Here is a 25,807-nt window from a genome sequence, read left to right as displayed (position 1 = left end):
GGTGGTCGGTGGCGGGACCCGGGGCCGGGCGGTGAAGCGGGCTCGGCGGTGGGCCCCGGGCGAACCTACCGCGATCACCACGGCCGGCCCAGTCGGCCAGGGGGCGGGTTATCGCGGGTCACGCGGGGTACGCGGGCCACGATTCGGACCACGGCCACCGGGAGTGATCATGAAAATCGCGCACCTGCCGCTGCGGGCCAGCATCGGCGCGTACTTCCTCGACTCGGGTCTCGGCAAGCGCAATCTGGAGGGCGAGGCCGCGCAGGCCATGCACGGGATGGCGGAGGCGGCAATGCCGCAGCTCGGCCAACTGGACCCACCCCGGTTCGCCAAGCTGCTGTCGTACTCGGAGATCGCTCTCGGGGCGGCGCTGCTCGCGCCGTTCGTGCCGACGCCCCTGGTGGGGCTCGGCCTGACCGCGTTCGGCGCGGGTCTCGTGCAGCTCTACCTGAAGACGCCGGGGATGCGCCGGCAGGGCAGCATCCGACCGACGCAGCAGGGCGCCGGGCTGGCCAAGGACGTGTGGCTGCTCGGCGCCGGCCTGACGCTCGTGCTGGAGGGGCTGACCCACCGCCGTCGGCGCGGCTGATCAGGCGTAACCGCGCCGCCGGCACCCGTTATCGTGTGCCCGACCCCGACGGTCGGCCTGAGGAGCTGCGGTGACCCACAGTCGTTCGGTGCGGCCGTTCTACCGGCCCATGCGGCCCCGCCGCCGGGACGAGCCGCACCGCGCGGCCACTCCACTGGAACTCTTCTTCGACCTGTGTTTCGTGGTGGCCGTGGCGCAGGCGGCGTCCGCCCTGCACCACGACGTCGCCGAAGGGCACCTCGACCACGCGCTGCGCAGCTACCTGATGGTGTTCTTCGCGATCTGGTGGTCGTGGATGAACTTCACCTGGTTCGCCTCGGCGTACGACACCGACGACGACGTCTACCGGATCACCACGCTGGTGCAGATCACCGGGGCGTTGATCCTGGCGGCCGGGGTGCCGCGCGCGTTCGCCGAGGGCGACTTCACCGTCATCACCTACGGGTACGTGGTCATGCGGCTGGCCGCCGTCGTGCAGTGGAGCCGGGCCGCCGCCGGCGATCCGACGCACCGGGCCGCGGCGCGCAGGTACGCGATCGGCGTGACCATCGTGCAGCTCGGCTGGCTGCTGCGGCTGGCGCTGCCGGACGACTGGGGCATCGGCACGTTCCTGCTGCTGGCGCTCGCCGACCTGCTCGTTCCGGCGGTGGCCGAGCGGCCGGGCATGACCCCGTGGCACCCCGGGCACATCGGCGAGCGGTATGGACTGTTCACGCTGATCGTGCTCGGCGAGGCGGTGCTGGCGATCTCCCTGGCGATCCAGACCGGGCTGGACGCGGGCGACCATGGTCTCTGGGCGCTCGCGGCGGCCGGCGCGGTCATCGTGTACGCGCTCTGGTGGCTCTACTTCGACCGCCCGGTCGAGACGCCGGACCGGCTGCCGTACTCCCTGGTCTGGGGCTACGGCCACTACCTCGTCTTCGCCGCGATCGCCGCCGTCGGCGCCGGCCTGCCCGTGGTGGTGGACCACGAGCGGCACCTCGCGCACGTGTCCGGAACGACCGCCGCGTACGCGGTGGCCGTACCGCTGGCCGTCTTCCTGCTCACCGTCTGGGTGCTGCACGTCCGCCGCCAACAGCACGGCGCGGTGGTGGTCGCCTATCCGATCGTCGCCGCGGTGGCGCTGCTCGTGCCGCTCGGACCGGCCCCGGTGCCGGTGCTCGCGCTGCTGCTGGTCGCCCTCGTGGCCCTGACGGTGGTGCTGCGCGAACGTGACGCCGGGGCCGTCACGAGCCGTACGGCCTGACATCGATCTGGATCAGACATCGATCATCCGGCCTGCCGGCGCGCGGGACGGCCCGAAAATGGGCAGAATTGCGGGATGTTACGCCGCCGATGGTTGCTGGCCGACCAACTCGGGCCACATTTCCTCGACGACCCCGATCAACCGGTCCTCCTGGTGGAGATCCGGGAGCTGTTCCGCCGCCGCCCGATGCACCGGCAGAAGGCGCACCTGATCCTCTCCGCCCTGCGCCACCGCGCCGCCGAGCTGGGCGACCGGGCGCTGCTGCTGCGCACCGACACGTTCCGCGAGGCACTGACGCAGGTCACCGAGCCGGTGGAGGTGTGCCACCCGCACTCCCGGGCCGCGCTGGCGTTCGCCCGTTCGGTGCCCGGCCTGACCGTGCTGCCGCCGCGCGGTTTCATCACCAGCCAGTCCGACTTCGCGGCCTGGGCGGACCGCACCCGGCGCGGCCCGCTGCGGATGGCCGACTACTACCGGCAGGCCCGTCGCCGGCACGAGGTGCTCAGCGGGCCGTCCCGGATCGCCGCCTCGGCCCCGACGCCGCGCCGCCCGCGCGGTGAGGCCGCCGCCGTGCCCGCCACCCCGCCGCCACCACCGCCCATCGTCGAGGACGACATCGACGCGCAGGTCCGCCGCGACCTCGACGGGTGGGCGGCCGACGGGGTCCGGTTCGTCGGTCGGGACGGCCCCCGGCGGTACCCGGCCACGCACGACGAGGCGCAGGCCCGGTTGGCGCACTTCCTCGCGTACCGGCTGCCCGGGTTCGGCCGCTACGCCGACGTGATGAGCGCCGACGACCCGCTGTTCGCGCACTCGATGCTCTCCTCGTCGTTCAACCTGGGGCTGCTGCACCCCGAGCCGGCCGTGCGCGCCGCCGAGCAGGCGTGGCGGTCCGGCGCCGCCCCCCGTACGGCGGTGGAGCCGTTCATCCGCGGGCTGCTCGGTTGGCGGGAGTTCCTCTGGCAGTTGTACTGGTACCACGAGCCGCGGTTCCGGGGCGCGAACTGGCTGGCCGCGACCGAGCCGATGCCGCAGTGGTTCGCCGACCTGGACGCGGACGCGGTGGAGGCGCGCTGTCTGGCCGACGTGCTCGCCGCCGTCCGGGACCGGGCCTGGACGCACCAGAGCCCCCGGCTGCTGGTGCTGGGCAACTACGCGTTGCAGCGCGGCTGGCGTCCCGCCGAGGTGGCGGACTGGTTCCAGCGCTGCTTCGTCGACGGCACCGACTGGGTGATGAACGCGACCGTGATCGGCATGAGCCAGTACGCCGACCTGGCCAGGGTGGACACCCGCCCGTACGCGGTGGACGGCACCGACATCGACGAGATCAGCGACTACTGCGCCGGCTGCCGGTACGCGCCGGAGCGGGCGCTCGGCGAGTTGGCCTGCCCGTACACCGGGGGTTTCGAGAGCTTTCTGCACCGCAACCGGGAGCGGTTGGTGGCCGACCCGCGACTCGCCGCCGAGCTGGCCCGCCGCGACGAGCCCGAGCACCGGGAGGCGGTCCTGGCCCAGGAGGAGAAGCGCGGCGGCAGCCCGCCCTGATCAGGTGGCGTCGGCGACCGGCGGCGGGACCGGCGCGGGCCGCGCCACGCCCCGGTTCAGGCCGACCATCAGCACCCGGTGGTACGACGCCGGCATGATCCGGGCCAGCAGGTCGGGCACCTTCGCCGACCAGCCGATGAGCACCCGACCCCGCCGTCGCTCGACGCCCCGCAGGATCACCTCGGCGGCCCGCTCAGGGGCGATGGTGAGCAGCTTCTCGAACTGCGCCCGACCGGCGGCGTACTCCTGGGCCGGCACGCCGCTGCCGACGCGGGCGTTCTCGGTGATCCGGGTCCGGATCCCGCCCGGGTGCACCGACGTCACGCCGATGCCGTCGTCGACCAGCTCGTGCCGCAGCGCCTCGGTCAGGCCCCGGACGGCGAACTTGCTCGCCGCGTACGCGACCTGCCCGGCCGGCGCGATCAGCCCGAACAGGCTGGAGATGTTGACCAGGTGCGCGCCCGGTTCGGCCTTGAGCGCGGGCAGCAGCGCGTGCGTCACCTGCGCCACCGCCCGGAAGTTGATCTCGATGACCCAGCTGAACTCGTCGAACGTCACCTGGTCGAACCGACCGCCGAGGCCGACGCCGGCGTTGTTCACCAGCAGCCGGATCCGCGGATGACGCTGGCCGATCTCGGCCGCCACCAACGCGGTGGCCGCCGGGTCGGCGAGGTCCACCCGGTAGGTGTGCACCCGCCGGTCCGGGTGCGCGACGCCGATGGCGGCGACGACGGCGTCCAGCCGCTCGGCGTCCCGGTCCAGGAGCACCAGGTCACAGCCGCGACGGGCCAGGCCGTGCGCCAGCGCCGCGCCGATGCCGCTGGCCGCGCCGGTCACCACTGCCGTCGCGCCGGCGAACTCAAACCTCCGCACGATCGGTGCTCCTTCCCTGGCGGGCGCGGCGGGAGAACCGCACACCCTCGTCGGCGAGCCGGCCGTGCCGCATCAGCAGCACGTCGCGGACGTAGTTCTGGTGCAGCCGCCACGGCGTCCGCGCGCCCTGCCGGGGCAGGGCCGCGACACCGCGCAGCACGTACGAGGAGCGCAGGTCGATCAGCGGCGCCCGCTCGTCACCGGGCGGCGGCAGCGGGGTCACGACGTGTTGGCCGGTCCGGTCCAGGTGGCGCAGCAGCCGGCAGACGTAGCCGGCGACCAGGTCGGCCTTGAGGGTCCACGACGCGTTGGTGTAACCGATGGTCAGCGCGAAGTTCGGCACCCCGGAGAGCATCATGCCCTTGTAGGCGACGGTGTCGGGCAGGTCGACGTCGACACCGTCGACGCGCAGCGTCAGGCCGCCGAGGGCGAGCAGATTGAGCCCGGTCGCGGTGACCACGATGTCGGCGCTCACCTCGTCGCCCGAGGCCAATCGGAGGCCGTCGGCGGTGAACGTGTCGATGTTGTCGGTCACCACCGACGCCCGACCCTCCGCCACGGCGGTGAAGAGATCGCCGTCGGGCACCACGCAGAGGCGCTGGTCCCACGGGTCGTACCGGGGCGAGAAGTGCCGGTCGACGTCGTACCCGACCGGCAGCAGGCGCGTCGCGGCCCGCCGCAGCAGCCGTCTCACCAGCCCCGGCGCGCGCCGGCTGAGCTGGAACGTGGCCGTGGACAGCAGCACGTTCTTCCACCGCACCACCGGATACGCGACGCCCGCCGGCAGCCGACGCCGCAGGGCGTCGGCCAGCCGGTCGCGTGCGGCCAGGGCGATGAGGTACGACGGTGAGCGTTGCAGCATCGTCACGTGGGCGGCCCGCCGCGCCAGGGCCGGCACCAACGTCACGGCGGTCGCGCCGCTGCCGATCACCACCACCCGCTTGCCGGCGTGGTCGAGGTCGTCCGGCCAGTGCTGCGGGTGCACCAACCGCCCGGCGTACGCGTCGACGCCCGGCAGGGCGGGCGTGTAGCCCTCGTCGTACCGGTAGTAGCCGGTGCAGGCGAACAGGAACGAGCAGGTCAGCACCACGGTCTCGGTGGTGTCGGTGCGCTCGGCGTACACCGTCCAGCGGGCGGCGTCGCTGTCCCACTCGGCGCGCGTCACCCGGTGGGAGAAGCGGATGTGCCGCTGCACGTCGTACTCCCGGGCCGTTTCGCGCACGTACTCGAGGATGCTCGCGCCGTCGGCGATCGACCGCGCGTCGGTCCATGGCCGGAACGCGTAGCCGAGGGTGAACATGTCCGAGTCGGACCGGACGCCCGGGTAGCGGAACAGGTCCCAGGTGCCGCCGACCGCGTCGCGCGCCTCCAGCACCGCGTACGTCTTGTCGGGGCAGTCGCGGCGCAGGTGGCAGGCCGCGCCGACGCCGGACAGGCCGGCGCCGACGATGAGCACGTCAACGTGGTCGGAGGGCATCGTTTCCTCCATCCGGGGCGGTGGTCGGACCCTAACACCGCGACCGAACGACCGTTAACTAGCGCCGGACCGCCTGCGGGCCGGAGCGGCGGGACGCCCGCTCGGCGTCGAGCCGAGCGAGCATCCCCTCGAAGTCGTCCGGAGCGAGGACCGGTCCGCTGTTCTTGCGCCACCCGCCCTTGCGGGACCGCCGCTGCACCGACGACTCGAACGCGCCGCCGGTCGTCCGCACCCAGCACGCGAGGCGCACGGTGGGCCCGCCGAGGAACAGCGCGGGACGCGCCTCGAACCCGGTCACCTCCGACCATGGGAACGTCCGGGTGCGCGAGATGTGCCGCAGCCGTACGCCCTCGTCGTTGACGTAGATCCCGGTCAGGTACATGCGGGTGACCCCCGTCAACCACAACCCGAGGAAGGGGAACACGGTGAACACGCCGACATCGTCGCGCGGGTCGAGGTCTCCGCGCAGTAGCGCCGACCCGACGCCGGCCAGCATCGCCAGGCCCACCACCGATCCGACCACCACCATGAGCCCGGTGACCGCCTGGGTGAGGCCCCACGGATCCATCCGCCGCCATCTGCGCACGGCCCGCAGGCTAGTCCATGGACGCTCGCGTCGATTCCATGATCCAGTTCGTCTCCCAGGTGCGTTCGCCGTCGACCGAGAACGCCTGCTCCCAGCGGGCCGTCGTCGCGGTGATCCCGGACCAGATGAACCGGCACCGGACCGGACGCCCCTCGTGCTGGTCGTCGGCGTAGAAGCGGCCCACCCCGTCGACGAAACGACCGACCATCGGCGGCTGTTCCAACTCGCCGCGACCGCTGTTCATCCAGTAGATCGACCACTGCTCGCTGGCCGGGTCGAAGATCCTGATCGTGGCACCGGAGAAACCCCTGGTCGGGAAGGTTATCTCGTCGAAGTTGCCGCCCCCGCCGAAGAAGCTGCGCGCCACCGACACGCCGGGGAACTCGTCCCACTCGTCGCAGCCGGTGAGCCGTTCGCGGAGCCGCCGGTTGACCACGTTCCAGGTGCCCACGTAGAAGTCGAAGTCGCCCATCAGTGGCCCACCGGCCCTTCCGCCCGCGAGTCGCCCAGATAGCCGGCCAGGTCGGGGCTCTCCGGGGCCAGCAGGTGCCGGACCCAGGCGGCCCGCTCGTGCTCCAGCACCGCCAACTCCCAGACGCAGCCGACCTCGCGCCGACCCAGCTCGACGAAGTGGGTCGGGTCGTCGTCCGGGCAGTCCAGCACCGGCTGACCGGCCACCGCGATGTGCGCCTGCAACGCGTTGTCCCACACCCAGGTGTACGCCAACAGGTAGGCGCCGGTGTCCGCGCCCCGGTGCAGCACCACCCACCCGGCGGCCGGCGTGCCGTCGCGCACCGCGCGGGCCAGCAGCGCTGGCAGGACGTCGTAGGCGGCCTTCTCCACCGCCGGTTCGATCGGCTGCCCCGGCTGGTCGATGTGGTAACGCTTGAGCTGCCAACCGTCCACCACGATCGGCTCCAGCGTTCGTAGATCCTTGTCGTCGAATGCCATGCCGGGACGGTAGGACCACTTCGCTGACAGCTAGTGTCAGTGAAGTGCGGGCCAGTCGACTCATTTCCGTCCTGCTGCTGCTCCAGTCGCACGGCCGGCTGACCGCCGCGCAGCTCGCCGAGCGGCTGTCCGTCTCCCCACGCACCATCTACCGCGACGTGGAGTCGCTGCACGCCGCCGGCATCCCGCTCTACGCCGAGGCCGGGCACGCCGGCGGTTACCAGCTCGTCGACGGCTGGCGGACCCGGCTGACCGGCCTGACCGCCGAGGAGGCCGAGCGGCTCTTTCTGGCCGGGCTGCCCGGCCCCGCCGACGAGTTGGGCTACGGCGACGTGGTGGCGGCGCTGCGACTCAAGCTGAACGAGGCGCTGCCCACGCCGTTGCGCGACCGGGCCACCCAGCTCCAGCAACGCTTCCACCTGGATACACCCGGTTGGTACGCGGACGGCGACGCCTCCCCCGAGCTGGCCCGCACCGCCGAGGCCGTCTGGCGGCAGCAGCGCGTGCGGGTGCGGTACCGCAGTTGGCGGGGGGAGGTGACCCGGGTGCTGGAGCCGTACGGCCTGGTGCTCAAGGGCGGCCGATGGTACGTGGTGGCCACGCAACCGGGCCGGTCCGAGCCGGCGACCTACCGGGTCAACCAGATCCTCGCGCTGACCTCGCTGGACGAGGAGTTCGACCGGCCGGCCGACTTCGACCTGCCGGCCTGGTGGCGCGAGCACGTGGTACGGTTCCGCGCCCGACTGCACCAGGACGAGGCCACCGTACGCCTGTCCCCCGCCGGCCGGCAGCGGCTGCGGGAGATCGGCAGTGATCCGGTGGTGGCCGCCGTGGACGCCAGTGCCGGTCCCGCCGACGCCCAGGGCTGGGTGACCGCCGTGCTGCCGATCGAGTCGTTGACCCACGCCCACGGCGATCTGCTGCGCCTCGGCGCCGACGTGGAGGTGCTGACCCCGGTCGCGCTGCGCGAGCTCCTGGCCGCCACGGCCGCCGGCCTGGCAGCCCTCTACGGCCCCCGGTAGGTGCCGTCGCCTTCCACAATGGAAGATCGGCGGGACATCGACTGTCGGCCACGTGTGCCACCCTGGGACGGTCGCCAGCGGTCACCGGAGGTGAGGGCAACGCTACGACTACGCGCGCTGGTCGCCGTCCCCGGCACCGGGCCGGTCACCCTCGACGTCGCGGCCGGCGAGACGGCCGCGCTGGTCGCGCCGCCCCGGGTCGGCACGGCCGTGGCCCGGGTGCTGGCCGGCCTGGCCGCCCCGGTCACCGGTCGGATCATGGTGGGCGCGCGGGACGTCACGTCCCTGCCGCCACCACGCCGGCAGATCGGCTACGTGCCGGCGGGCGGCGCGCTGCTGCCGCAGCTCACCGTGCGGCGCAACATCGAGTACGGCCAACGCAAACGCGAACGGGTGCACGAGATGGCGGACGACTGGACGGCGACGGTGGTGGAGCGGCTGGAATTGGCGCCGACGCTCGACCTGCTCCCGCACGTGCTCTCCGACGCGCAGCGGTTCCGGGTCGCGCTGGCCCGCGCCGCCGTCTGCCTACCCGAGGTGCTCGTCGTCGACCTGCCCGTCGACCCCGCCGGCGGCAGCCGCCTCGGCGACCTGCTGCCCCGCCTCGCCCCGTCGGAGACGCCGGGGGTCGCCACGCTCGTCTGCACCGCCGATCCGTCCACCCTGGCCGACATCCCGACGCGGCACCACCTGGTCACCGAGCCCGACGAGGTCCCCCGGTGACGTCGGCCGGTGGCCTCAGCCGCCGTACCCTGCTGCGCGCCGCCGCCGTCGGCGCGGCGGCCACGGCGGCCGGGTGCGGCGGCGGCACCCGCTCGATACAGGTGGCGGTGGTCTGGAGCGGCGGCGAGCTGGACCGCTTCCGCGAGGTCGTGGCCGCGTACCCCGCTCCGGTGCGGGTGGTCAGCGCCGGCAACGACATCGACGCGTTCCTGCGCGCCCGGCACCTCGCGGGCACCTCGCCGGACGTGGCGATCCTGTCGCGTCCCGGCCTGGTCACCGAGTACGCCGCGCGGGGCTGGCTGCGCCCGGTGCGACCGTCGACCGAGTACGCGGTGCCGATCGGCCTCGGCGACCTGCTGATAGCCAAGGGGCAGCGCTACGGCCTGTGGGTCAAGGCCGCGCACAAGTCCCTGGTGTGGCATCTGCCCTCGATGCTGCCCGAGCCGCCGACGAGCTGGGACGCACTGGTCTCGCTGACCCGCCGCCTCGGCGCGCTCGCCCGCGACGGCGGTCCGGCGCCCCTGGCCATCGGCGCGGCGGACGGCTGGGTCCTCACCGACTGGTTCGAGAACGTGCTGGCCGACCTCGCGCCCACCGCCTACGACGCCCTCGCCGCGTCCGAGGGTGACTGGCAGGGCCGGGCGGTGCGCGACACCCTGGACCGGCTCGCCGAGCTGTGGAGCATCGACGGCGCGTTCCCCGGCGGCGGCAAACGTGCCCTGCTCACCCAGTACGAGGAGTCGGTGATCCAGGTGGTCCGCTCACGGCGGGCGGTGATGGTCTTCGAGGCCGACTTCACCGCCGAGGTGGTGGGCCGGTTCCGCAGCGGCGCCGAGGAGCCGGTCACCTTCCGCTTCCCCAGCGCCGGGGCGGGCAGCGGCGCGCTGATCGTCGGCGGCGACGTCGCGGTGGCCTTCGACCACGACCGGGGCGGACTGGAGCTGGTCGAGTGGTTGACCCGGGCCGACTCGTTCGGTCCCTGGCTGCGGGCCGGCGGCTACCTGTCGCCGAACACCACCATCGCGCTGACCGAGTACGCCGACCCGGTCCGCCGGCAACTGGCCCGCGAGATGCGCGGCCCGGACACCCTGCACTTCGACCTCTCCGACCAGTTGCCGGGGGCGTTCACCGGCTCCGACGGCGTCGGCATCTGGCGCATCATGCAGGACTTCTTCGCCGACGTCACCGGCGGCGTGCCGGCCCGCCGCGCGATCGACGACGCCACCGGGCAGCTCGCCGCGGCGGCCCGCGAGGCGGGCGGTGACCGGTGAGCGAGACCCGGGTGCTCGGCGAGCTGGCGGTGCTCGACGACGTCGGCCCGCCGCGCCGGGGCCGGGCCTACCCGGCGGCCGGTGCGACCTCCGCCCTGCTGCTGCCGGCCGCGCTGCTGCTCGGGGCGCTGGTGCTGTGGCCGGTGCTGCGCACGCTGCACGCCAGCGTTACCACCGACGGTCGCTGGGTCGGCGCGGAGCACTTCCGGGCCGCCCTCGCCGCGCCGCACACCGGCGCGGTGGTCGGCCGTACGGTGCTGTGGGCGGTGCTGGTGCCGGCCGTGGTGACGGCGTTGGGCTACCTGTTCGCCGTCGTGTCGCGCCGCTCACAGGAGGGTGGCCTGGTCCGGCTGATCCTGCTGGTGCCGGTGGCGTTGCCGCTGGTCGTCACCGGCGTGACCTTCCGGCTCATGTACGACCCCGACCCGACCCGTGGCCTGGTGACCCTGCTCGCCGCGCGGGTGACCGGCCGCTCCACCGAGGACGCCCCGCAACTGCTCGGGCCGGGCCTGGTGACGGTGGCGTTGATGTCGGCGTTCGTCTGGGCGTGGGTGGGGCTGGCCGTGCTGGTCTTCCGGGCCGCGCTGGACCGCGTACCGCCGAGCCTGGCCGACGCGGTACGCGCCTACGGTGGCGGCCGGCGACACGTCCTGTGGGACGCGCAGTGGCGGCCGCTGTTGTTGCGTACCGTCGCGGTGGTTTTCGCCCTGGTGGCGCTCGGCACGAGCCGCACCTTCGACCTGATCCTGGTGATGACGCCCGGGTCCGTCCGCGACGACGCGGCGGTGCTCGCCCTGCGGGTCTGGCAGACCTCGGGCGGCACCACCACCGGGCAGGGCGCCGCGCTCGGCGTCGTCTGGCTGGCGGCGGTGGCCGCCGGAATGCTGGTGGCGGCGTTCTTCGTCCGCCAGGCGTGGCCGCCGCCGCGGGTCGAGGCGACGCCCGACGCGGCGCCGACGCGGCCGCCGCGCCGGCTGTTCCGGGTGCTCGCCGCCGCCGCCGCGGTGGCCTGGCTCTTTCCACTGGTGGTGCTGCTGGCGACCTCCGCGCACGGGCAGGTCGACGCCGCCGCGCAGGGCTGGTGGTCGGCCCCGCCCGGCGCGGGCTCCTACGAGGCCCTGCTCGGCGGCGACGAGCTGTGGCGGGCGCTCGGCTTCACCCTGCTGCTGGCCACCGTCGTCACCGCGACGGTTCTCGTCGTCGGGCTGCTGGCCGCGTACCCGCTGGCGTGGCTGACCGGGCCGGCCGCGCAGGCGACCGGCCTGCTGCTGATGGCCGCCACCGTCGTCCCGGTGCAGGTGATCGCCGGGCCGGTCAACGAGGTGCTCGGCCTGGTGCTCTCCTCCGGCACCGCACGCGGGTTGGCGCTGGTGCACGTGGCGCTGGGGGTGCCGTTCGCGGTGCTGGTGCTGCGCAACGCGTTCGCTGACCTACCGGCCGACCAGGTGCGCGGCGCTCGCCTCGGCGGCCGGCGGTGGTGGGGCACGCTTCGTCGACTGGCCCGGCACAACCTGCCCGCCGTGGTCGCCGTGTCCGTGCTGGAGTTCGTCCAGGTCTGGAACGACCTGGCGGTGGGCCTGCTGTTCAGCAGCCCGGAGGCCACTCCGCTCGGGTTGTTCCTGGCCGGGCAGAGCCGCGGCTTCGTGTCCAACAGCGGGGTCCTGGCAGCCGGTTCGGTGCTCGCCTCGGTGCTGCCGGTGGCGCTCATGGTGCTCGCCCGGCGGCAACTCGTCGCCGGCCTGGTCTCCGGGGGCGTACGGTGACCCGCCCCACCGGCGCGCCCGGTCGAGGGCCGAGGTGGCCGCTGCTCGCCGCCGTCGTCTCGCTGCTCGGCGGCGTGCTCGGCAACGTGGGCATCAACCTGCTCTCCGAGCTGGTGAGCAGCGCGCTCGGCCCGGCCGCCGAGCTGCTCGGCCCGGCGAGCATCGTGATCGGCCTCGTCGGCGCGATCGGCTTCGCGGTGTACGCGCATCAGCGCCGGGCCGGGCGGGAGACCGGTCCGGAGCCCACCGATGTGGTCAGCACGCCGGTCGAGGATGTGCCGACCCTGCCGTACACGGCGGGGTTCACCGGCCGCGACGAGCACGTGCGGGCGGTGCTGGACCTGCTCGCGCGCGAGCACGCCGTGGCGGTGCTGGGCCGGCGGGCGGTGGGCACGTCGGCCTGCGCCATCGAGGCGGCGAACCTGTGCCGGGCGGACTTCCCGGACGGGCAGTACCACTTCGACCTGCGCCGGGGCGGTCGACGCCGGTCTCCCCGGCAGGTGCTCACCGCGTTGGCGGGGGTCCTGGGCAGCGCGCCGCCGGTATCCGGTCGGCCGGACGCCCTCGCGGCCGCGGCCGCCGCGATCCGCCGCAAGATCGACGGTCGCAACATCCTGCTGGTCCTGGACAACGTCGACCGGCCCGAGCAGGTCCGCGCGCTGCTACCGCCGACCGCGCGCACCTGCCGGCTGCTGCTGGCCGGCGGTCCCGCGCTCAGCGGGTTGAACGGGGTGGTGGAGCACTGGATCGCCGAGCCCGGCCCGGACGAGGCGGTCGAACTGTTCGCCGCCGCTGGCGGCGCCGCCCCGGCCGCCCGGGTCCGCCGCGCCGACCCGCGTACCGATCCGGCCGTACGCGAGATCGTCGACCTGTGCGGCCGGCAGCCGCGCACCGTCCGCGCGCTCGGCTACCGCACGGCCCAGCACGGCTGGCGGCACGTCGACGTCCTGGACGCGCTGCGCCGGGCGGTGCGCACCCCGCCGCACCAGCGGGTCGCCGTCTCGCCGGCGGCCCAGCTCGTCACCGAACGGGACACCGCCTACCGGGCATTGACCCGCGAGGCCCGCCGGCTCTACCGCCTGATGTCGCTGGCGCCGGCCCCGGTGGACCGGCCGACCATCGCCGCGCTGGCCCGCCGGCACCCCGAGCGGATCACCGGGCTGCTGGACCAGTTGGCCGCCGCCGCGTTCGTGGTCGGCGCCCCCGGCGACCGGTACGAGGTCCGTCCGCTGCTCGCCGCGAACGCCCGCCTGCACCTGCGCGACGCCGACCCGGCCCGTTCCCGGGTCGCCGCGCAGGCCCGGCTCACCCGGCATCTGGCCCGGCGGGCGGAACGGCACGCCGCCAACCTGACCGTGCTGGGCTCCCCGCCGGACCGGGAGTGGTCGCTGCCGCTGGACGACGACCCGTACGGCTGGTTCGACCTGCACCAGGAGTTGCTGCTCGCGGTCGTCCGGGTGCCCGCCGGGGCGGCCGAGACGCTGCCCCGACGGGTACGCCGGTGGTGGTTCCGGTTGGCCGTGGCGCTGTGCGGGTGGCTCGCCCACGTCGAACGGCTCGACGAGTGGGAGCAGGTGTGCCGCACGGTCCTGGCCACCCCGACGGCCGACGACCGACCGGAGATCGCCGGCTGGGCGCACAACGAGCTGGGCGTGCTGCGCCGACGTCGGCACGACCCGCAGGGGGCGGCGGCGGCGCTCACGCTCGCGGTGGCCGAACGCGGCCGGCGGGGCACCGCCCAGGCGCGGATGAACCTCGGCCTGGCCCTGCTCGACCTGGGGCAACTCGACGACGCGGTGGAGCACCTGGAGCTGTCCCGCCGGCACCGCTCGTCCGCGGACCGGGCCGGGCACGCCCTCACCCAGCTGGGCCTCGGCGCGGCGCAGCTGGCCCGGGGTGAGCTGGACGCCGCACACCACCATCTGGTGCGGGCGGCGAACACGTTCCGGTCGGTGGGTGACGCGCGCGGTTACGCCGCCGCGCTGACCAACCTGGTGCTGGTGCACGCCAGCCTCGGCGAGCACCTGGACGCGGCGCAGGCCTGGCGGGCCGCGCTGCGCGAGTACGAGTCGGTCAACGACCCGACCAGCCGCGCCGCGGCGCTGCTCAACGCGGGCGCGACGCTGCTGACCAGCGCGCCGGGGCAGGCGCGGGCGGCGTACGAGCTGCTGGCCGAGAGCCGACGGCTGCGCGAGGACGTCCGGCCCACGGCGGGGCTGGCGCGTACCCTGCTCTACCTGGGCGACGCCGCCGCGGCGCTGGGCGACCGGGCCGACGCGCGGCGGCGGTGGGCGGACGCGGCGACGGTGGCCGAGGAGGTCGGCGACGACCGGGCGCTGGCCGCCGCCGACGAACGCCTGGTACCCGACGTCGAAGCGCCACCGGCCACCCCCTGAGCGGTGTGTCCCCCCGGGTCGGCGTGATGTCGATCGCTCGTCGTGGTCGGTGGCGTCGGTCTGGGAGAGTGTGTGACCGTGGACGCTCTCTCGGTGCGGGGACTCAGCCGCAACTTCGGCAACCTGGTCGTGCTCGACGATGTGACCTTCACGCTGCCGCCGGGCCGGATCGCGGTGGTGCTGGGCCCCAACGGCAGCGGCAAGACCACTCTGCTGCGCTGCGTGGTGGGCGCCGACCGGCCGGACGCGGGCGAGGTGCGGGTGCACGGGTACCGGGCCGACGAGACCGACCCGCAGGTGCGCTCGCTGGTGGCCGCCGCCCTGGACGACATCGACTTCTTCCCCGACCTGTCCGTGGTCGAGCACCTGGAGCTGGTCGCGTACGCCCACGGGGGCAACGCCGAGCCGGTCGAGGAGGTGCTCACCGAGCTGGGCCTGGAACCGGCCCGTGATCAACTCCCGGTCACCCTGTCCAGCGGGCAGCGCCGCCGGCTCGCGCTGGCGTCCTGCTTCGTCCGGCCGCGTCGGGTGCTCATCCTCGACGAGCCGGAACAGCGCCTCGACGTCGCCGGACGGCAGTGGCTCGCCGACCGGCTGCGGCGCGAACGCGACGCCGGCACCACCGTGCTGATGGCCTCGCACGACCCGGAGTTGATCGACGCGGTCGTGGACGAGCGGATCGAGATCGGCCGGTGACGGCCGCGCCGACCACGATCGCCGAAGCGCCCGCCGGGCTGCCCACGGCCCGACAGGTCCGTACGCACCTGCGCCGCGCCCGCCGCCGCCACCACGAGCACTCGCTCGGCGATGTGCTGGGCGACGCCTACGTCATGGTGCTGTTCGTGGGCATGTACGGCTGGTTCGCGATCAGCGCCAGTCGCAACATGCTGGACTCCCCCACGGTGGGCCAGGCCGAGCCGGGGGTGCGGTGGTGGCTGGCCCTCGCCGCGCTGCTCGCCGGCGCCGGGCTCGTCTGGCGCGGCCTGCGCGCGTTCGGCCCGCTGCTGGTCACCCCGGCCACCCAGAGCTGGGTGACCAGCGCGCCGATCGATCGGCGGGCCTGGCTGGCGCCGCGCCTCGCGGTCCTGGTGGCGGGCGCGGCGGTGGGCACGGCCGCGCTCGGGGTGGCCGTAGCGGCGCTCGGCGGTGTCAGCGACCCGGCGACCCTGGGCTGGGCGGCCGCCGCCGGCGCGGGATGGGGCGCCGCCACGCTGGCGTTCAGCGTCGTCGCCCAGAGCAGCCGGACGGGACGGCGGTGGCCGGCCCTGGCCGGCGCGGTCCCGATGGTGGCCGCGGCGGTCATCACCGCCGTCGTGGTGCTCACCGGCCGCCTCGGCGAGGGACTGCCCCGGCCGTCGTCGACGCCGACCATCGCGCTGGTCGCCGTCGCCGTGCCGCTCGCGGTCGTCGCCACGGTGTTGGCGGTACGCGCGCTGCCCGTCGTCGACCGGGCCACCCTGACCACCGGCGCGCAGTTCGCCAACGCCGCCGCCACGGCCACGATCCTGCTCGACCCGAGCCTGCTGACCGGCCTGGTGGAGAGCCGTCGTTGGCGGCGGGTCGGCCGGGTCCGCAGCAGCCGGTTCCTGCCCGGTCCGGGCTGGTGGGCGTTGCTCCAGGCGGACGTCCGACGACTGCGCCGGCACCCCAGCGCGCTGCTGATCTGGGCGGGTCTCGTCGGTGTCCAGTACGCCGCCGCGCTCGCCCTGCCCGGCCTGGCCGGGGCCGCGCAGGTGGTGTTCGCCTATCTCGCCGTCAACCGGCTCACCGGCGGGCTGCGCGCGGTCAGCCGGTCGGCCGGGCTGCGCCGGGCGCTCGGCGGCAGCGACGCTCTCCTGCGCGGCGTCCACGTGGTGGTGCCGGCGATCGGCGCGGGCCTGTGGTGGCTGCTGACCCTGCCGAGCCTGCCCAGCGTCGACGCCGGCCCGACCTGGCTCGCGCCGACGCTGGTGCTCGGGGTGGTGGCCGCCGCCTTCCGGGCCGGCACCCGCCCGCCGATCGACTACGGCGGCGCGACGGTCAACACGCCGTTCGGAATGGTCCCGGTCGACCTGCTGCGGCAGGGTTCCCGGGGGCCGGCGCTGCTCGCCGTGGTCGTCCTGCTCCAGCTGTTCCTGGGCTGAGGCCGTCGCCGTCAGCCGTCCAGACGGCGGACCATGTTCATGATCGTTTCGAGCTGGGCGCCGCCCTTGATCGGGAAGTTGGTCGCGCCCAGGTAGCCCCACCAGTCCCAGCAGCCGTTGGGGTTGCTCAGCGCCGTGCCGGCCTGCGGATAGAGCACGACCAGGTTGTTGGTGTCCGCGTACTGGTTGAGGTTGGCCCGGTCGACGAACGCCGTACCCACCGACCCGGCCCCCTGCACACAGCCGTGCAGCGCGACCAGCAGCCGGCACGACTGGCCGACCGCGCACGCCGACGGGACGTACGCGTAGCCGTTGGCGTCCATGCTCAACCCGTTGGCCCAGCCGTTGACGGCGAACGTGTTCTGGTCGAAGCGCACGAGCGTGCCGCCCAGCGCTCCCGTGTTGCGCGCGTTGACTCCGCCGAGCAGTTTGCGCAGCAGGGCGTTCTGCGGGTCGGTGCCGCAGTCGTTCAGGTAGGGCGACGCGGTCGCCGTACATCCCAGCGTGCCGTACGGGGTTACCCACGCGTGACCGGCGGCCGAGCCGCTGTCGTACTGCACGCTGGCGCCGAAGCGCTGGTAGTAGCGGACCAGGTCGTCGGTGACGGACTTCTTGACGGCGGTGTCGTTGTTGCCGTGGAACACGTACACCGGGTCACCGGAGAGGTTGCCGACCGGGTCGACCCAGCCGTACGACGCCCAGGTGCGGGTGTACGTCTCCAGCGCCGACACGTTCGTCGGGTAGATGTTGTCACCGCAGCCGTAGAGCGCCTGGGCGACGGTGTTCTGGGAGCAGTAGTAGGGCCCGGCGGCGAAGACGGCCGCGCCCCGGATCCGGGACGAGTAGGCGACGTGCAGCTGGGTGGCCAGGTAGCCACCGGAGGACACCCCGGCCACGTACACCCCGGAGATGTTGTAGCTGCCCAGCGCCCCGGACACCGGTGGCGTGGTGGCGGGGGTGGCGGCCTGGGCGGGGGCCGCGACGGTCAGGATCAGCAGCAGGACGGCGGTCAGGGCGGTGGCGGCTCTGCGCGGTGTGGTCATGGACGCTCTCCTCGGCAGCGCCGGCGGGGGCGTCGACGCGCGCCGAAGCTACCGTGACGTGGACCACACCCGACATGAGCCCGACCGACACGCTTGTCGATGCCGGTGTGTGCGCGGCCCACCCACGAGGGTCGTGGCGACGCGCCTGCCGAGGTTCCATCCGGGCCCTGTCGAGCTGCCCCGGAAATGGGGCATCAGGACCCCCGCGCGGACGGCGTCGGCGAGCGGGCGGCGGCGCCAATGACTCACCAGGGCACGGGCGTTCCGTCCCAGGAGAAGAAGCCACCGGTGGGGCCGTCGTCCGGCAGCAGGGCCAGGCGGAGGGCACCCTGCGCGGCCTCGGCCGGGTCACCGCCGGCAGCGGCGGCCCGGGGGTTGAGATCGGTGGCCCGCAGGCCGGGGGCGAGCGCGTTGACCTTGAAGCCGTCCTCCGCCAGCGTCTGGGCGTACAGGACGGTGAGGGCATTGAGAGCGGCCTTGGACGACCGGTAGGCGGCGGCGGCCCCGCTTCCCGGGGTGAACTGGGGGTTGGGGGTGGTGCTCCAGGTCAGCGACGCGGTGCCGCTGGAGATGTTGACGATGCGCGGACTCGGGGACCGGCGCAGGGCGGGCAGGAAGGCATTGGTCACTGTCACCACCCCGAACACGTTGGTCTCGTAGGTGTGCCGGTACTCCTCGATGCCGGCGCCGGTCGGCGGATCGAGGGACGGCGAGATGCCGGCGTTGTTGACCAGCACGTCCAAGCTGTCGATCTGAGCCGCGGCCTCGGCGACGGCGTCGGGATCCGTCACGTCCAGGATCAGCAGACGGGCTCCGGCTCCGATCTCCTCGACGGCCCGCTGCCCGCGCCCGGGGTCACGGGAGCCCACGTACACGGTGAGACCCTCGGCCGCGAGCAGTCGGGCGATATCCTTGCCGATGCCCTTGTTGGCACCGGTGACCAGAGCTGTGCGTTCATCCATGACGCGAGTCTTCCCTGGTCGGGGGGTGCTCTGTCAGGGACAGCCGGTACCAGGCAGTTCAGGAGGCGACATGGCGAGGCAGGAGCTGGCGCACTACCTGCGGGACCGCCGGGCGGCCCTGCGTCCGGGCGATATCGGCCTGGCGGTGACGGGCACCGACCGCCGCACACCGGGTCTGCGCCGCGAAGAGGTGGCGGAGCTCGCCCACATGTCGGTCGACTACTACACGCGGCTGGAGCAGGCGCGGGGGCCGCGGCCGTCGGCCCGGATCCTGGACGCGCTGGCCCGCGCGCTGCGGCTCACGCCGGCCGAGCGCAGCCACCTGTTCCGCCTGGCCGGTTCGAGCGCGCCACCTGGCGTCAGCGCCGTGCGGCGGGTGCGCCCGCACGTGGCCCGGATGCTGGAGCGGCTGCCGGAGACCGCTGCCATCGTCACGGACGCGGCGTACGACATTGTCACCTGGAATCCGCTGGCCCGAGCACTGCTCGGCGCCGACCCTGGAGGCGGGACGACGAACCTGGCCCGACGCCGTTTCCTGGGCCAGGGGCGGATGTACGAGAGCTCCAGCGCCGAGGAGTTCGGGCACATCGTGGTGGCACGGCTGCGCCGCGCCGCGGACCGCTACCCGCGTGACGCGCAGCTGGCCGCGCTGCTGGCCGAACTGCACGCCGGCAGTGCGGAGTTCCGGCAGATCTGGGCGGCGCGTCCGGTCCACGCTCCCGGGCATCGCACCAAGACCCTGGACCATCCAGCGGCCGGTGCGCTGCGGTTGAACTGCGACGTCCTGCTCGTGCCCGAGGATGACCAGGAAGTCGTCCTGATGACGGCCGACCCCGGATCACCTGCTGCGCGGGCCCTGCGCGGGCTGGCCACACAGGCGATCTGAAACGACGGACGCGCGGACGGCCGCGTCGCTCAGGCGGTGTCGCCCGGGGCGAGGTGGCGGTAGCCGGGGATGGTCTCGGCGAACCAGCCGGCCACACTTGCCAGGCCACGATCGTTGAGCTGCGCGTCGTGGATGGGGTACGCGGCCTCGGCGCCCACCGCGCGGGCGAAGCGGATCGCCTCGTCGAGGCGGAGCCACGACCCCTGGGCGGGCACGAGCAGGGTGTGCACCGGCTCGTCCGGCACGTGCACCGAGTCGCCCGGGTGGTAGAGCCCGTCACCGACCAGATAGCCGAGGTTGGGACAGTCGGGCTGACCCTCGTGGATCACGGTGTGCCGGCCGCCGTGGGCGCTCACCGGGATGCCGGCGGCGGTGAAGCGTTGCCCCGGACGTACCCGGGTGACCGGCAGCGGGGCGAGGTCGGGCAGCCGGGCCCCCTCGGGGGCGTACACCGGCACGCCGAGCCCGGCCAGCCGCAGCACGTCCACGTGGTCGGTGTGCTCGTGAGTGACCAGGACGGCGTCCGCGCCGACCAGCGCGCGCGGCTCGCTCCAGGTGCCCGGGTCGATCACCAGCACCGCGCCGTCCTGCTCGACGCGGACGCAGGAGTGCGTGAATCGGGTGATCCGCATCCGACGACGGTACCCGCGCCCTCGCCCCGGAGTTGACCGTCGACGGCAGCACCGTCACCGCCGTCGCCCCGGTGACATGCGGACGATGTAGAGGAACTGCGCTCCGAACGCCGCGAGCGCGACCGCCACCCCGGCGACGACCATCAGCCAGTGCCAGCCCCCGACCATGCCGAGCGCCAGGGCCACGCCCGACCCGACCAGTGCCGCGTTGACCGCGCCCACGAGCGCGGCCGTGGTGAGCAGGAACTCCCAGCGTCCGGGCCGGGTGCCCACCAGCATCCGCGCCGTATCCGCGCTGTCGTCGGACGCCACGGCGTCGGCGAAGAAGTCGTGCTCACTGGCGAGACGGTGGTGGTAGTAGGCGCGGATGCGCTGGATGCGCTTCATGTCCAGCGAGTTCTCCACGGTGGTCTCCACCAACCGCAGGAACGTCAGCCCGCCGATGATCACCAGGGTCGGCAGCACCGCGCCCAGATAGGGCCGCACCACCTGGTCGTTGCCGGCGGCGAAACCGAGGCCGATCAGGGCCGCCGACAGCACGGACAGGAAGATGGTGGCACGCCCGGTGGCCTCGTCGATCGTGCCGGCGCGGGACGTCTGCAGGGCGTAGTGCTCGGTGTTGAGGACGCTCAACAGCGCCTTCTCGCGTTCCGCGTCGTCCACACCGTCACCTTCCGCGCTCGCCCGACTCCGATACCGTCACCCTACGAGTGGCACAGCGGGCCCGACCGACGAAACCGCCGGTCGCGAACGGGACAGCGAGCGGCAAAGCCGGCACGTATCCTCCGCATCTCGGCGGGCATGGGCCACGACGGAAGGGGACCGGATGCCCAAGTGGGCGGGGCGGGGCCGCCAGCGACGCGCCTTCGTGGTCGGTGGGCCGTTGCTCGGTGTCGCGCTGGTGATGCTGGTGGCCGCCTGGCGCAGTGCCGGCTTCCTCAGCGACCTGCTGCTCAACCTCGGGTCCAGCGTCGTGCTCGCGGCCATCTCGTACGTCATCTTCGATCCGCTGTTCGAAGAGGCCCGCAAAGCCCGGGTGCAGGAGCACCTGAGCTTCGACCAGGCGGCGTTCGTGACGCGCCTGCGCCGCTCGGCGCGCCGGGTCCGCATCCTCGACACCTGGACGATCCTGCTGGAGCAGCGGCACCGCGAGGAGACCTTCGACGCCGTACGCGCGGCGCTCAGCAACGGCGCCCACGTCCAACTGCTCCTGCTCGATCCCGACTGCACGGCCGCGCAGCAACGCTCCGAGGAGTTGGAGCGGCAACGGGTGGACGTGCCGCGCCAGATCCGTACCAACCTGCGGCACCTCGCCGCGTTCTCCGACGGCCTCGATCCGGCGGTGCGACACCGGTTACAGGTACGGCTCTACGACGCGTCCCCGTCGATCCAGCTCTACCAGTGGGACAGTCGGGCGCTGATCTCGTTCTTCCCGATCGGGAAGCTGTCGTTCAACGTGCCCCAGCTCGAGGTCGACATGGACAGCCCGTGGGGCGGATTCGTGCACTCCCGCTTCGAGGAGCTGTGGGAGCACCAGCGGGAGACCTCGAACCTGGACCAGTACTGGTCGGTGACCGTGACTCTGCGCCACGAGGACTCCGACGTCGTCGAAGTGCGCGTGCCCTACGTGACGGTGGAGGGGCAGCACTACGTCGACTGCCGGGCGTTCCGGGTGACCGGCCCGCTGACCGTGCGCGCCGTCCTGCCGCCCCGCCCGGGAGCGATGCCAGCGGTGTTCGCGCTGGCTGAGCCGGCCGACGGCGACCGGACGCCGGCCGCCGTCGTGGCCCGGCACTTCGACCAGAAGTACGGGCACGGCGACGGGCAGCGGGCAGTTCGCCGACTGGTGCCGCCGCCGCAGGGTCCGCGTACCCCCGTTCCTCGTGCCGCGGCGGCCGGCGACACGCACGGAGGGTGACCCGGCTTCGACTCGTCGGGTGCCGGGCGGGACACTGGTGACCGCCCGCGTGCCACCGACCAGGAGGAGTGTGCCCGTGCCGCCCAGCCCCGGGCCGACGCCGCTGCGGGCCGACTGCGCGCGCTGCTTCGGGTTGTGCTGCGTGGTGCCGGCCTTCGCCGCGTCGGCCGACTTCGCCATCGACAAGCCGGCCGGGCGGGCCTGCCCGAACCTGCGCCCGGACCACCGCTGCGGCATCCACCCGGAGCTGCGGGAGCGCGGATTCGCGGGCTGCACCGTCTTCGACTGCTTCGGCGCGGGGCAGCAGGTCGCGCAGGTCACCTTCGGTGGGCGGGACTGGCGGGACGCTCCGGAGACCCTGCCGGCGATGGCCGAGGCGTTCCGGGTGCTGCGTCCGCTGCACGAACTGCTCTGGTATCTCACCGAGGCGCTGTCGCTGGGCCCCTCGGCCGGGTTGCGCGCCGAGCTGGACCGCGCCCGCGTCGAGATCACCGGGCTCACCGAGGGCGATCCGACTCGCCTGCGCGCGGTGGACGTCGACGCGCACCGGGCCCGGGTCAACCCGCTGCTGTCGCGGGCCAGCGACGCGGCGCGCGCTCCCGGGGGCATCGACCGTCGGGGCGCCCACCTCTTCGGCGTGGACCTGCGTCGGACGGACCTGCGCCGGGCCAATCTGCGCGGCGCGCTGCTGATCGGCGCCGACCTGCGGGGCGTGGACCTCACGCTGGCCGATGTCACGGGTGCGGACCTGCGCGGGGCCGACCTGCGCGGCGCGGACCTGCGGACGACGCTGTTCCTGCACCAGGCGCAGCTCGACGCCGCGCGTGGTGACGCGCGCACGGCCCTGCCGGCGACGCTGACCCGGCCGCCGCACTGGACGGCGCTCGCGCTCACACCGGTGCGCGCCCCGGCTGCGAGCCGCCGTGGGCGGCGACGCTGACGACGGTACGAGGTCCGCGTCCGCCGGCTGATCCCGCGCCGGCCGGACACCCCGTCGCCGACAACCCCGGCCGCCGAGCCGGCAGCGGCCGGCGGACGAGGTTTCGTGGGTGACCCGCCGGGTAGCCACCGCCGACGCGGACCGGCACCGACGGGAGGCACGGCGTGGGCTACCGAAAACGCGACGGTGAGCTGCCGGGCGACCCGCAGCACAGCGAGGACGAGGCCGGCCAGGTGCCGTTGGTGCAGGTCGAGACGGACACCGAGGTCCCCGCGCCGGCCGACACCGACGAGCGGCCGGACATCGTGACCGAGGGCGACAATTCGGGTGTCGCCGGGGGCTCGTCCGGCAGCAGCGGCGGCGGGTCGAGCATGCCGGGACACCCCGACGCGACCCGCCGGGGCTAGCGGCTCGCCAGCGCGGCGCGCGCCTCGGTCATGCCCTTGTTGGCCAGACCGTCCGCGCGCTCGTTCTCCGGGTGGCCGTTGTGCCCCTTGACCCACAGCCAGGTGACCTCGTGGCGCTCGCAGGCCGCCTCCAACCGCTGCCACAGGTCGGCGTTCTTCACCGGCTGCTTCGCGGCGGTCCGCCAGCCGTTGCGCTTCCACGACGCCAGCCAGCTCGTGATGCCGTTGCGCACGTACGTGCTGTCGGTGTGCAACTCGACGGTGACCGGCCGGTTCAGGCTCTCCAACGCCTGGATGGCCGCCATCAGCTCCATCCGGTTGTTGGTCGTCGGCGTGGCCTCGCCGCCGCACAGCTCGCGCTCGTGGTCGCCGTAGCGCAGCAGCGCCCCCCAGCCGCCCGGCCCGGGGTTGCCACTGCACGCCCCGTCGGTCCAGATCTGCACGCCCCTGCCGGCCGCCACGTCCACCATGGCAGGCAACCTACCGGGCGGCGACCGTGCGCCGGCCGTTCGGGGCCGGCGCGGCGACATCGAAGGCACTAGGGTCGGCCGGATGGAGCGGCACGTGGCGTTCGACCGTCTGCACAACTTCCGCGATCTCGGCGGTTACCGCACCGACGACGGGCGTACGGTCCGCTGGCGGCTGCTCTACCGCTCGGACTCGCTGGGCAAGCTGGCGGGCGCCGACCTGGACCGTTTCCACGCCCTCGGCGTCGGCACGGTGATCGACCTGCGATATCCGTCGGAAATCGCCGCACGGGGTCGCGCGCCGCAGGTTGACGGGTTGGCCTGGCACAACCTCAGCGTGGAGCACCGCCCCTACAACCAGGCCACGATCGACCCGACGGTGGATCCGTGGCGCCACCTCGCCGACCGGTACGCCGAGGTCGCCGAGGACGGGGCCGCCGAGCTGCGCCAGGCGTTGGAGGTGATCGCCGCCGCCGAGGCACCGCTGGTCTTCCACTGCGCGTCCGGCAAGGACCGCACCGGTCTGCTGGCCGCGCTGCTGCTCGCCCTGCTCGGCGTCGACGAGGAGCAGACCGCCGCCGACTTCGCGCTCACCGAGCTGGCCACCGCGCGCCTCATCGCCGACTGGAAGGCGCTGAACCCCGACCGTGAGCTGCTCTGGCCCGGGTACGGTCGCGCGCCCGAGGCCATCATCCGGCACTTCCTGGCCGATCTGACCGACGCGTACGGATCGGTTGTCGGTTACGCCACCGACCGGCTCGGCGTGGACGAGGCGTTGACCGCCCGGCTGCGTGACCGCCTCCTCACCGGGTAGGACGGTCGCCGAAAATCGCGCGCCGACCGTGGCCCGGTCTGTCAGAGTCGACCGTCGTGGACGGAAACTGGGACGGCCTGCGAGCCGACGTATTAAGCACGATCGACGAGCTGATTGCCGCCGGGCGGGAGTCCGGGGTGCAGGTCGCCGCTTACCTCGACGGCGAGCCGATCCTCGAGGTGCACGCCGGGCCCGCCGACCGGGCCACCGGCCGGGCACTCGCCGCCGACACCCCGATCTGGAGCGTGTCGACCGGCAAGGCCCTCACCGCCACCGTGGTGCACGTGCTGGTCGAGCGTGGCGAGCTGGACTACGACCTGCGGATCGTCGACGTGTGGCCGGAGTTCGGCCGGCACGGCAAGGACGGGGTCACCCTGCGGCACGCGCTCACCCACACCGCGGGTGTGCCCGCCCTGCCGGTGGACGTGACGCCGGAGGACTTCACCGACTGGGACCGGATGTGCGCGATCGTGGCCGACGCCGAACCGATCGCCGCGCCGGGCGCGGTGAAGGCGTACCACGCGTGGACGTTCGGCTGGCTGGTCGGTGAGGTGGTGCGCCGGGTGACGGGCCGGCGCGTCTCGGCGGTGCTCGCCGAGGACGTGGCCGGGCCGCTCGGCGTCGCGGACGAGCTGTACCTCGCGGTACCGGCCGCCGACCTGGACCGGCTGGCCCGGGTCGAGGACCGCAACCTGTCGGCGCTGTTCGACTTCGCGAGCGCCAACCTGCCGAACTTCGACCGGGTCGCCCCGCCCGGCGTCCGTCCAGGCGCGCAGGTCGGCGGCCGGGCCGACGTCCTCACCGCCGAGGTGCCGGCGACCGGCACCATGACCGCCCGCGCCGCGGCGCGGATGCTCGCCGCCCTGATCGGTGAGGTGGACGGCGTCCGGCTGATCTCGCCGACCCGGCTCCGGGCCGTGACGACGCCAGACGGGCCGCCCGGCCCGGAGTGGGTGTTCGGGCAGGAGACGACCTGGGGCCTCGGGTACGCGGTGGACGACGACGGCTCGTTCGGCGCGGCCGGCAGCGGCGGCAGCCTCGCGTACGCCTACCCGGAGCTGGGGTTGACGGTCGCGGCGACGAAGACCCTGCTGGGGGCCGGCGACGGTGACCCGATGGAGGACCTGCGGGTGCTGATTCGCGACGCGGTGTCGGCCCGACGCTGACCGGGTC

At 73.9% G+C, this 25,807-nt stretch carries 26 protein-coding genes; 16 read left to right on the top strand and 10 right to left on the bottom strand.

Annotated elements, in window-relative coordinates; translation table 11 throughout:
- The first annotated feature begins 169 nt into the window (after window positions 1-169).
- From AB0J36_RS14800 to AB0J36_RS14790, 3 genes are all read left to right on the top strand, one after another.
- The gene (locus tag AB0J36_RS14800) at window positions 170-589 is read left to right on the top strand and encodes a hypothetical protein (RefSeq protein WP_363660728.1); all 420 of its coding nucleotides are present in this window, start codon (window positions 170-172) and stop codon (window positions 587-589) included.
- A gap of 70 nt (window positions 590-659) precedes the next feature.
- Window positions 660-1,835 (top strand): low temperature requirement protein A, encoded by a 1,176-nt coding sequence (locus AB0J36_RS14795; RefSeq protein WP_357392705.1) that lies wholly within the window; start codon window positions 660-662, stop codon window positions 1,833-1,835.
- A gap of 75 nt (window positions 1,836-1,910) precedes the next feature.
- Window positions 1,911-3,380 (top strand): cryptochrome/photolyase family protein, encoded by a 1,470-nt coding sequence (locus tag AB0J36_RS14790; protein ID WP_363660727.1) that lies wholly within the window; start codon window positions 1,911-1,913, stop codon window positions 3,378-3,380.
- Here AB0J36_RS14790 and AB0J36_RS14785 read toward each other — a convergent pair whose 3' ends face one another.
- Genes AB0J36_RS14785 through AB0J36_RS14765 form a run of 5 tightly spaced genes read right to left on the bottom strand, consistent with a single transcriptional unit; the run spans window position 3,381 to window position 7,267 of the window.
- Window positions 3,381-4,253, bottom strand: a complete 873-nt coding sequence (locus AB0J36_RS14785) for an SDR family oxidoreductase (RefSeq protein ID WP_357121698.1) — start codon at window positions 4,251-4,253, stop codon at window positions 3,381-3,383. It abuts the gene before it with no gap.
- The gene (locus tag AB0J36_RS14780) at window positions 4,240-5,730 is read right to left on the bottom strand and encodes an NAD(P)/FAD-dependent oxidoreductase (protein ID WP_357172215.1); all 1,491 of its coding nucleotides are present in this window, start codon (window positions 5,728-5,730) and stop codon (window positions 4,240-4,242) included. Before AB0J36_RS14780 ends, AB0J36_RS14785 begins: the two co-directional genes overlap by 14 nt.
- Window positions 5,731-5,788: 58 nt before the next feature.
- On the bottom strand, window positions 5,789-6,316 hold the full coding sequence (locus tag AB0J36_RS14775; protein WP_357121692.1) for a PH domain-containing protein: 528 nt from the start codon (window positions 6,314-6,316) through the stop codon (window positions 5,789-5,791).
- Between the two features lie 10 nt (window positions 6,317-6,326).
- Entirely contained in the window at window positions 6,327-6,788 is a 462-nt protein-coding gene (locus AB0J36_RS14770; protein WP_357172213.1) for a hypothetical protein, read from the bottom strand.
- Complete coding sequence (locus tag AB0J36_RS14765; RefSeq protein ID WP_357121686.1) at window positions 6,788-7,267, bottom strand: hypothetical protein; 480 nt, start codon at window positions 7,265-7,267, stop codon at window positions 6,788-6,790. The genes AB0J36_RS14770 and AB0J36_RS14765 overlap by 1 nt, the downstream gene beginning before the upstream one ends.
- A 44-nt stretch (window positions 7,268-7,311) precedes the next feature.
- Between AB0J36_RS14765 and AB0J36_RS14760 the strand changes: the two genes are divergently transcribed.
- From AB0J36_RS14760 to AB0J36_RS14730, 7 genes are all read left to right on the top strand, one after another.
- Window positions 7,312-8,289, top strand: a complete 978-nt coding sequence (locus AB0J36_RS14760) for a WYL domain-containing protein (RefSeq protein WP_357121683.1) — start codon at window positions 7,312-7,314, stop codon at window positions 8,287-8,289.
- A gap of 90 nt (window positions 8,290-8,379) precedes the next feature.
- Window positions 8,380-9,012 carry an ATP-binding cassette domain-containing protein gene (locus AB0J36_RS14755; RefSeq protein WP_357172209.1) on the top strand — a complete coding sequence of 211 codons (633 nt, stop codon included), beginning with the start codon at window positions 8,380-8,382 and terminating at the stop codon, window positions 9,010-9,012.
- Window positions 9,009-10,283: an extracellular solute-binding protein gene (locus AB0J36_RS14750; protein WP_357121677.1), complete on the top strand. Its 1,275-nt coding sequence runs from the start codon at window positions 9,009-9,011 to the stop codon at window positions 10,281-10,283. Before AB0J36_RS14755 ends, AB0J36_RS14750 begins: the two co-directional genes overlap by 4 nt.
- Window positions 10,280-12,046, top strand: coding sequence for an ABC transporter permease subunit (locus AB0J36_RS14745; protein WP_357121674.1), 1,767 nt, complete (start codon window positions 10,280-10,282; stop codon window positions 12,044-12,046). Before AB0J36_RS14750 ends, AB0J36_RS14745 begins: the two co-directional genes overlap by 4 nt.
- Entirely contained in the window at window positions 12,043-14,442 is a 2,400-nt protein-coding gene (locus AB0J36_RS14740) for a tetratricopeptide repeat protein (protein WP_363660726.1), read from the top strand. Before AB0J36_RS14745 ends, AB0J36_RS14740 begins: the two co-directional genes overlap by 4 nt.
- Before the next feature lie 72 nt (window positions 14,443-14,514).
- Complete coding sequence (locus AB0J36_RS14735) at window positions 14,515-15,138, top strand: ABC transporter ATP-binding protein (protein WP_355049939.1); 624 nt, start codon at window positions 14,515-14,517, stop codon at window positions 15,136-15,138.
- Window positions 15,135-16,565, top strand: a complete 1,431-nt coding sequence (locus AB0J36_RS14730) for a DUF6297 family protein (protein WP_357392700.1) — start codon at window positions 15,135-15,137, stop codon at window positions 16,563-16,565. The genes AB0J36_RS14735 and AB0J36_RS14730 overlap by 4 nt, the downstream gene beginning before the upstream one ends.
- Before the next feature lie 11 nt (window positions 16,566-16,576).
- Here the strand turns inward: AB0J36_RS14730 and AB0J36_RS14725 are convergent, their stop codons facing one another.
- Together AB0J36_RS14725 and AB0J36_RS14720 are read right to left on the bottom strand one after the other, a co-directional pair.
- Window positions 16,577-17,608, bottom strand: a complete 1,032-nt coding sequence (locus AB0J36_RS14725; RefSeq protein ID WP_363660725.1) for a PHB depolymerase family esterase — start codon at window positions 17,606-17,608, stop codon at window positions 16,577-16,579.
- Between the two features lie 245 nt (window positions 17,609-17,853).
- Entirely contained in the window at window positions 17,854-18,570 is a 717-nt protein-coding gene (locus tag AB0J36_RS14720; protein ID WP_363660724.1) for an SDR family oxidoreductase, read from the bottom strand.
- A gap of 70 nt (window positions 18,571-18,640) precedes the next feature.
- Between AB0J36_RS14720 and AB0J36_RS14715 the strand changes: the two genes are divergently transcribed.
- Complete coding sequence (locus AB0J36_RS14715) at window positions 18,641-19,456, top strand: helix-turn-helix transcriptional regulator (protein ID WP_363660723.1); 816 nt, start codon at window positions 18,641-18,643, stop codon at window positions 19,454-19,456.
- Between the two features lie 29 nt (window positions 19,457-19,485).
- Here the strand turns inward: AB0J36_RS14715 and AB0J36_RS14710 are convergent, their stop codons facing one another.
- A complete protein-coding gene (locus AB0J36_RS14710; protein ID WP_363660722.1) occupies window positions 19,486-20,088 on the bottom strand; it encodes an MBL fold metallo-hydrolase in 603 nt (200 codons plus the stop codon).
- A 54-nt stretch (window positions 20,089-20,142) separates the two neighbouring features.
- A complete protein-coding gene (locus AB0J36_RS14705) occupies window positions 20,143-20,751 on the bottom strand; it encodes a hypothetical protein (RefSeq protein WP_363660721.1) in 609 nt (202 codons plus the stop codon).
- 163 nt (window positions 20,752-20,914) lie between these two features.
- Between AB0J36_RS14705 and AB0J36_RS14700 the strand changes: the two genes are divergently transcribed.
- The 3 genes from AB0J36_RS14700 to AB0J36_RS14690 all read left to right on the top strand — a co-directional run bounded on the left by AB0J36_RS14700 (window position 20,915) and on the right by AB0J36_RS14690 (window position 23,353).
- Window positions 20,915-22,006: a hypothetical protein gene (locus AB0J36_RS14700; protein ID WP_363660720.1), complete on the top strand. Its 1,092-nt coding sequence runs from the start codon at window positions 20,915-20,917 to the stop codon at window positions 22,004-22,006.
- Window positions 22,007-22,082: 76 nt separating this feature from the next.
- Window positions 22,083-22,946 (top strand): pentapeptide repeat-containing protein, encoded by an 864-nt coding sequence (locus tag AB0J36_RS14695; RefSeq protein ID WP_357121647.1) that lies wholly within the window; start codon window positions 22,083-22,085, stop codon window positions 22,944-22,946.
- Between the two features lie 164 nt (window positions 22,947-23,110).
- Complete coding sequence (locus AB0J36_RS14690; RefSeq protein ID WP_357121644.1) at window positions 23,111-23,353, top strand: preprotein translocase YidC; 243 nt, start codon at window positions 23,111-23,113, stop codon at window positions 23,351-23,353.
- Here the strand turns inward: AB0J36_RS14690 and rnhA are convergent.
- On the bottom strand, window positions 23,350-23,823 hold the full coding sequence (rnhA, locus tag AB0J36_RS14685) for a ribonuclease HI (protein WP_357172202.1): 474 nt from the start codon (window positions 23,821-23,823) through the stop codon (window positions 23,350-23,352). The two genes, AB0J36_RS14690 and rnhA, sit on opposite strands and share 4 nt — an antisense overlap.
- Window positions 23,824-23,905: 82 nt before the next feature.
- Between rnhA and AB0J36_RS14680 the strand changes: the two genes are divergently transcribed.
- A complete protein-coding gene (locus AB0J36_RS14680; RefSeq protein ID WP_363660719.1) occupies window positions 23,906-24,634 on the top strand; it encodes a tyrosine-protein phosphatase in 729 nt (242 codons plus the stop codon).
- 56 nt (window positions 24,635-24,690) lie between these two features.
- A complete protein-coding gene (locus AB0J36_RS14675) occupies window positions 24,691-25,800 on the top strand; it encodes a serine hydrolase domain-containing protein (RefSeq protein ID WP_357392692.1) in 1,110 nt (369 codons plus the stop codon).
- The last annotated feature ends 7 nt before the right edge of the window (window positions 25,801-25,807 follow it).

The organism is Micromonospora sp. NPDC049662 (assembly GCF_040675055.1).
In the GTDB taxonomy this organism is placed as follows: domain Bacteria; phylum Actinomycetota; class Actinomycetes; order Mycobacteriales; family Micromonosporaceae; genus Micromonospora.
The sequence above is the reverse complement of the archived record's forward strand: the minus strand, read 5'-3'. Positions and strand labels throughout refer to the sequence as shown.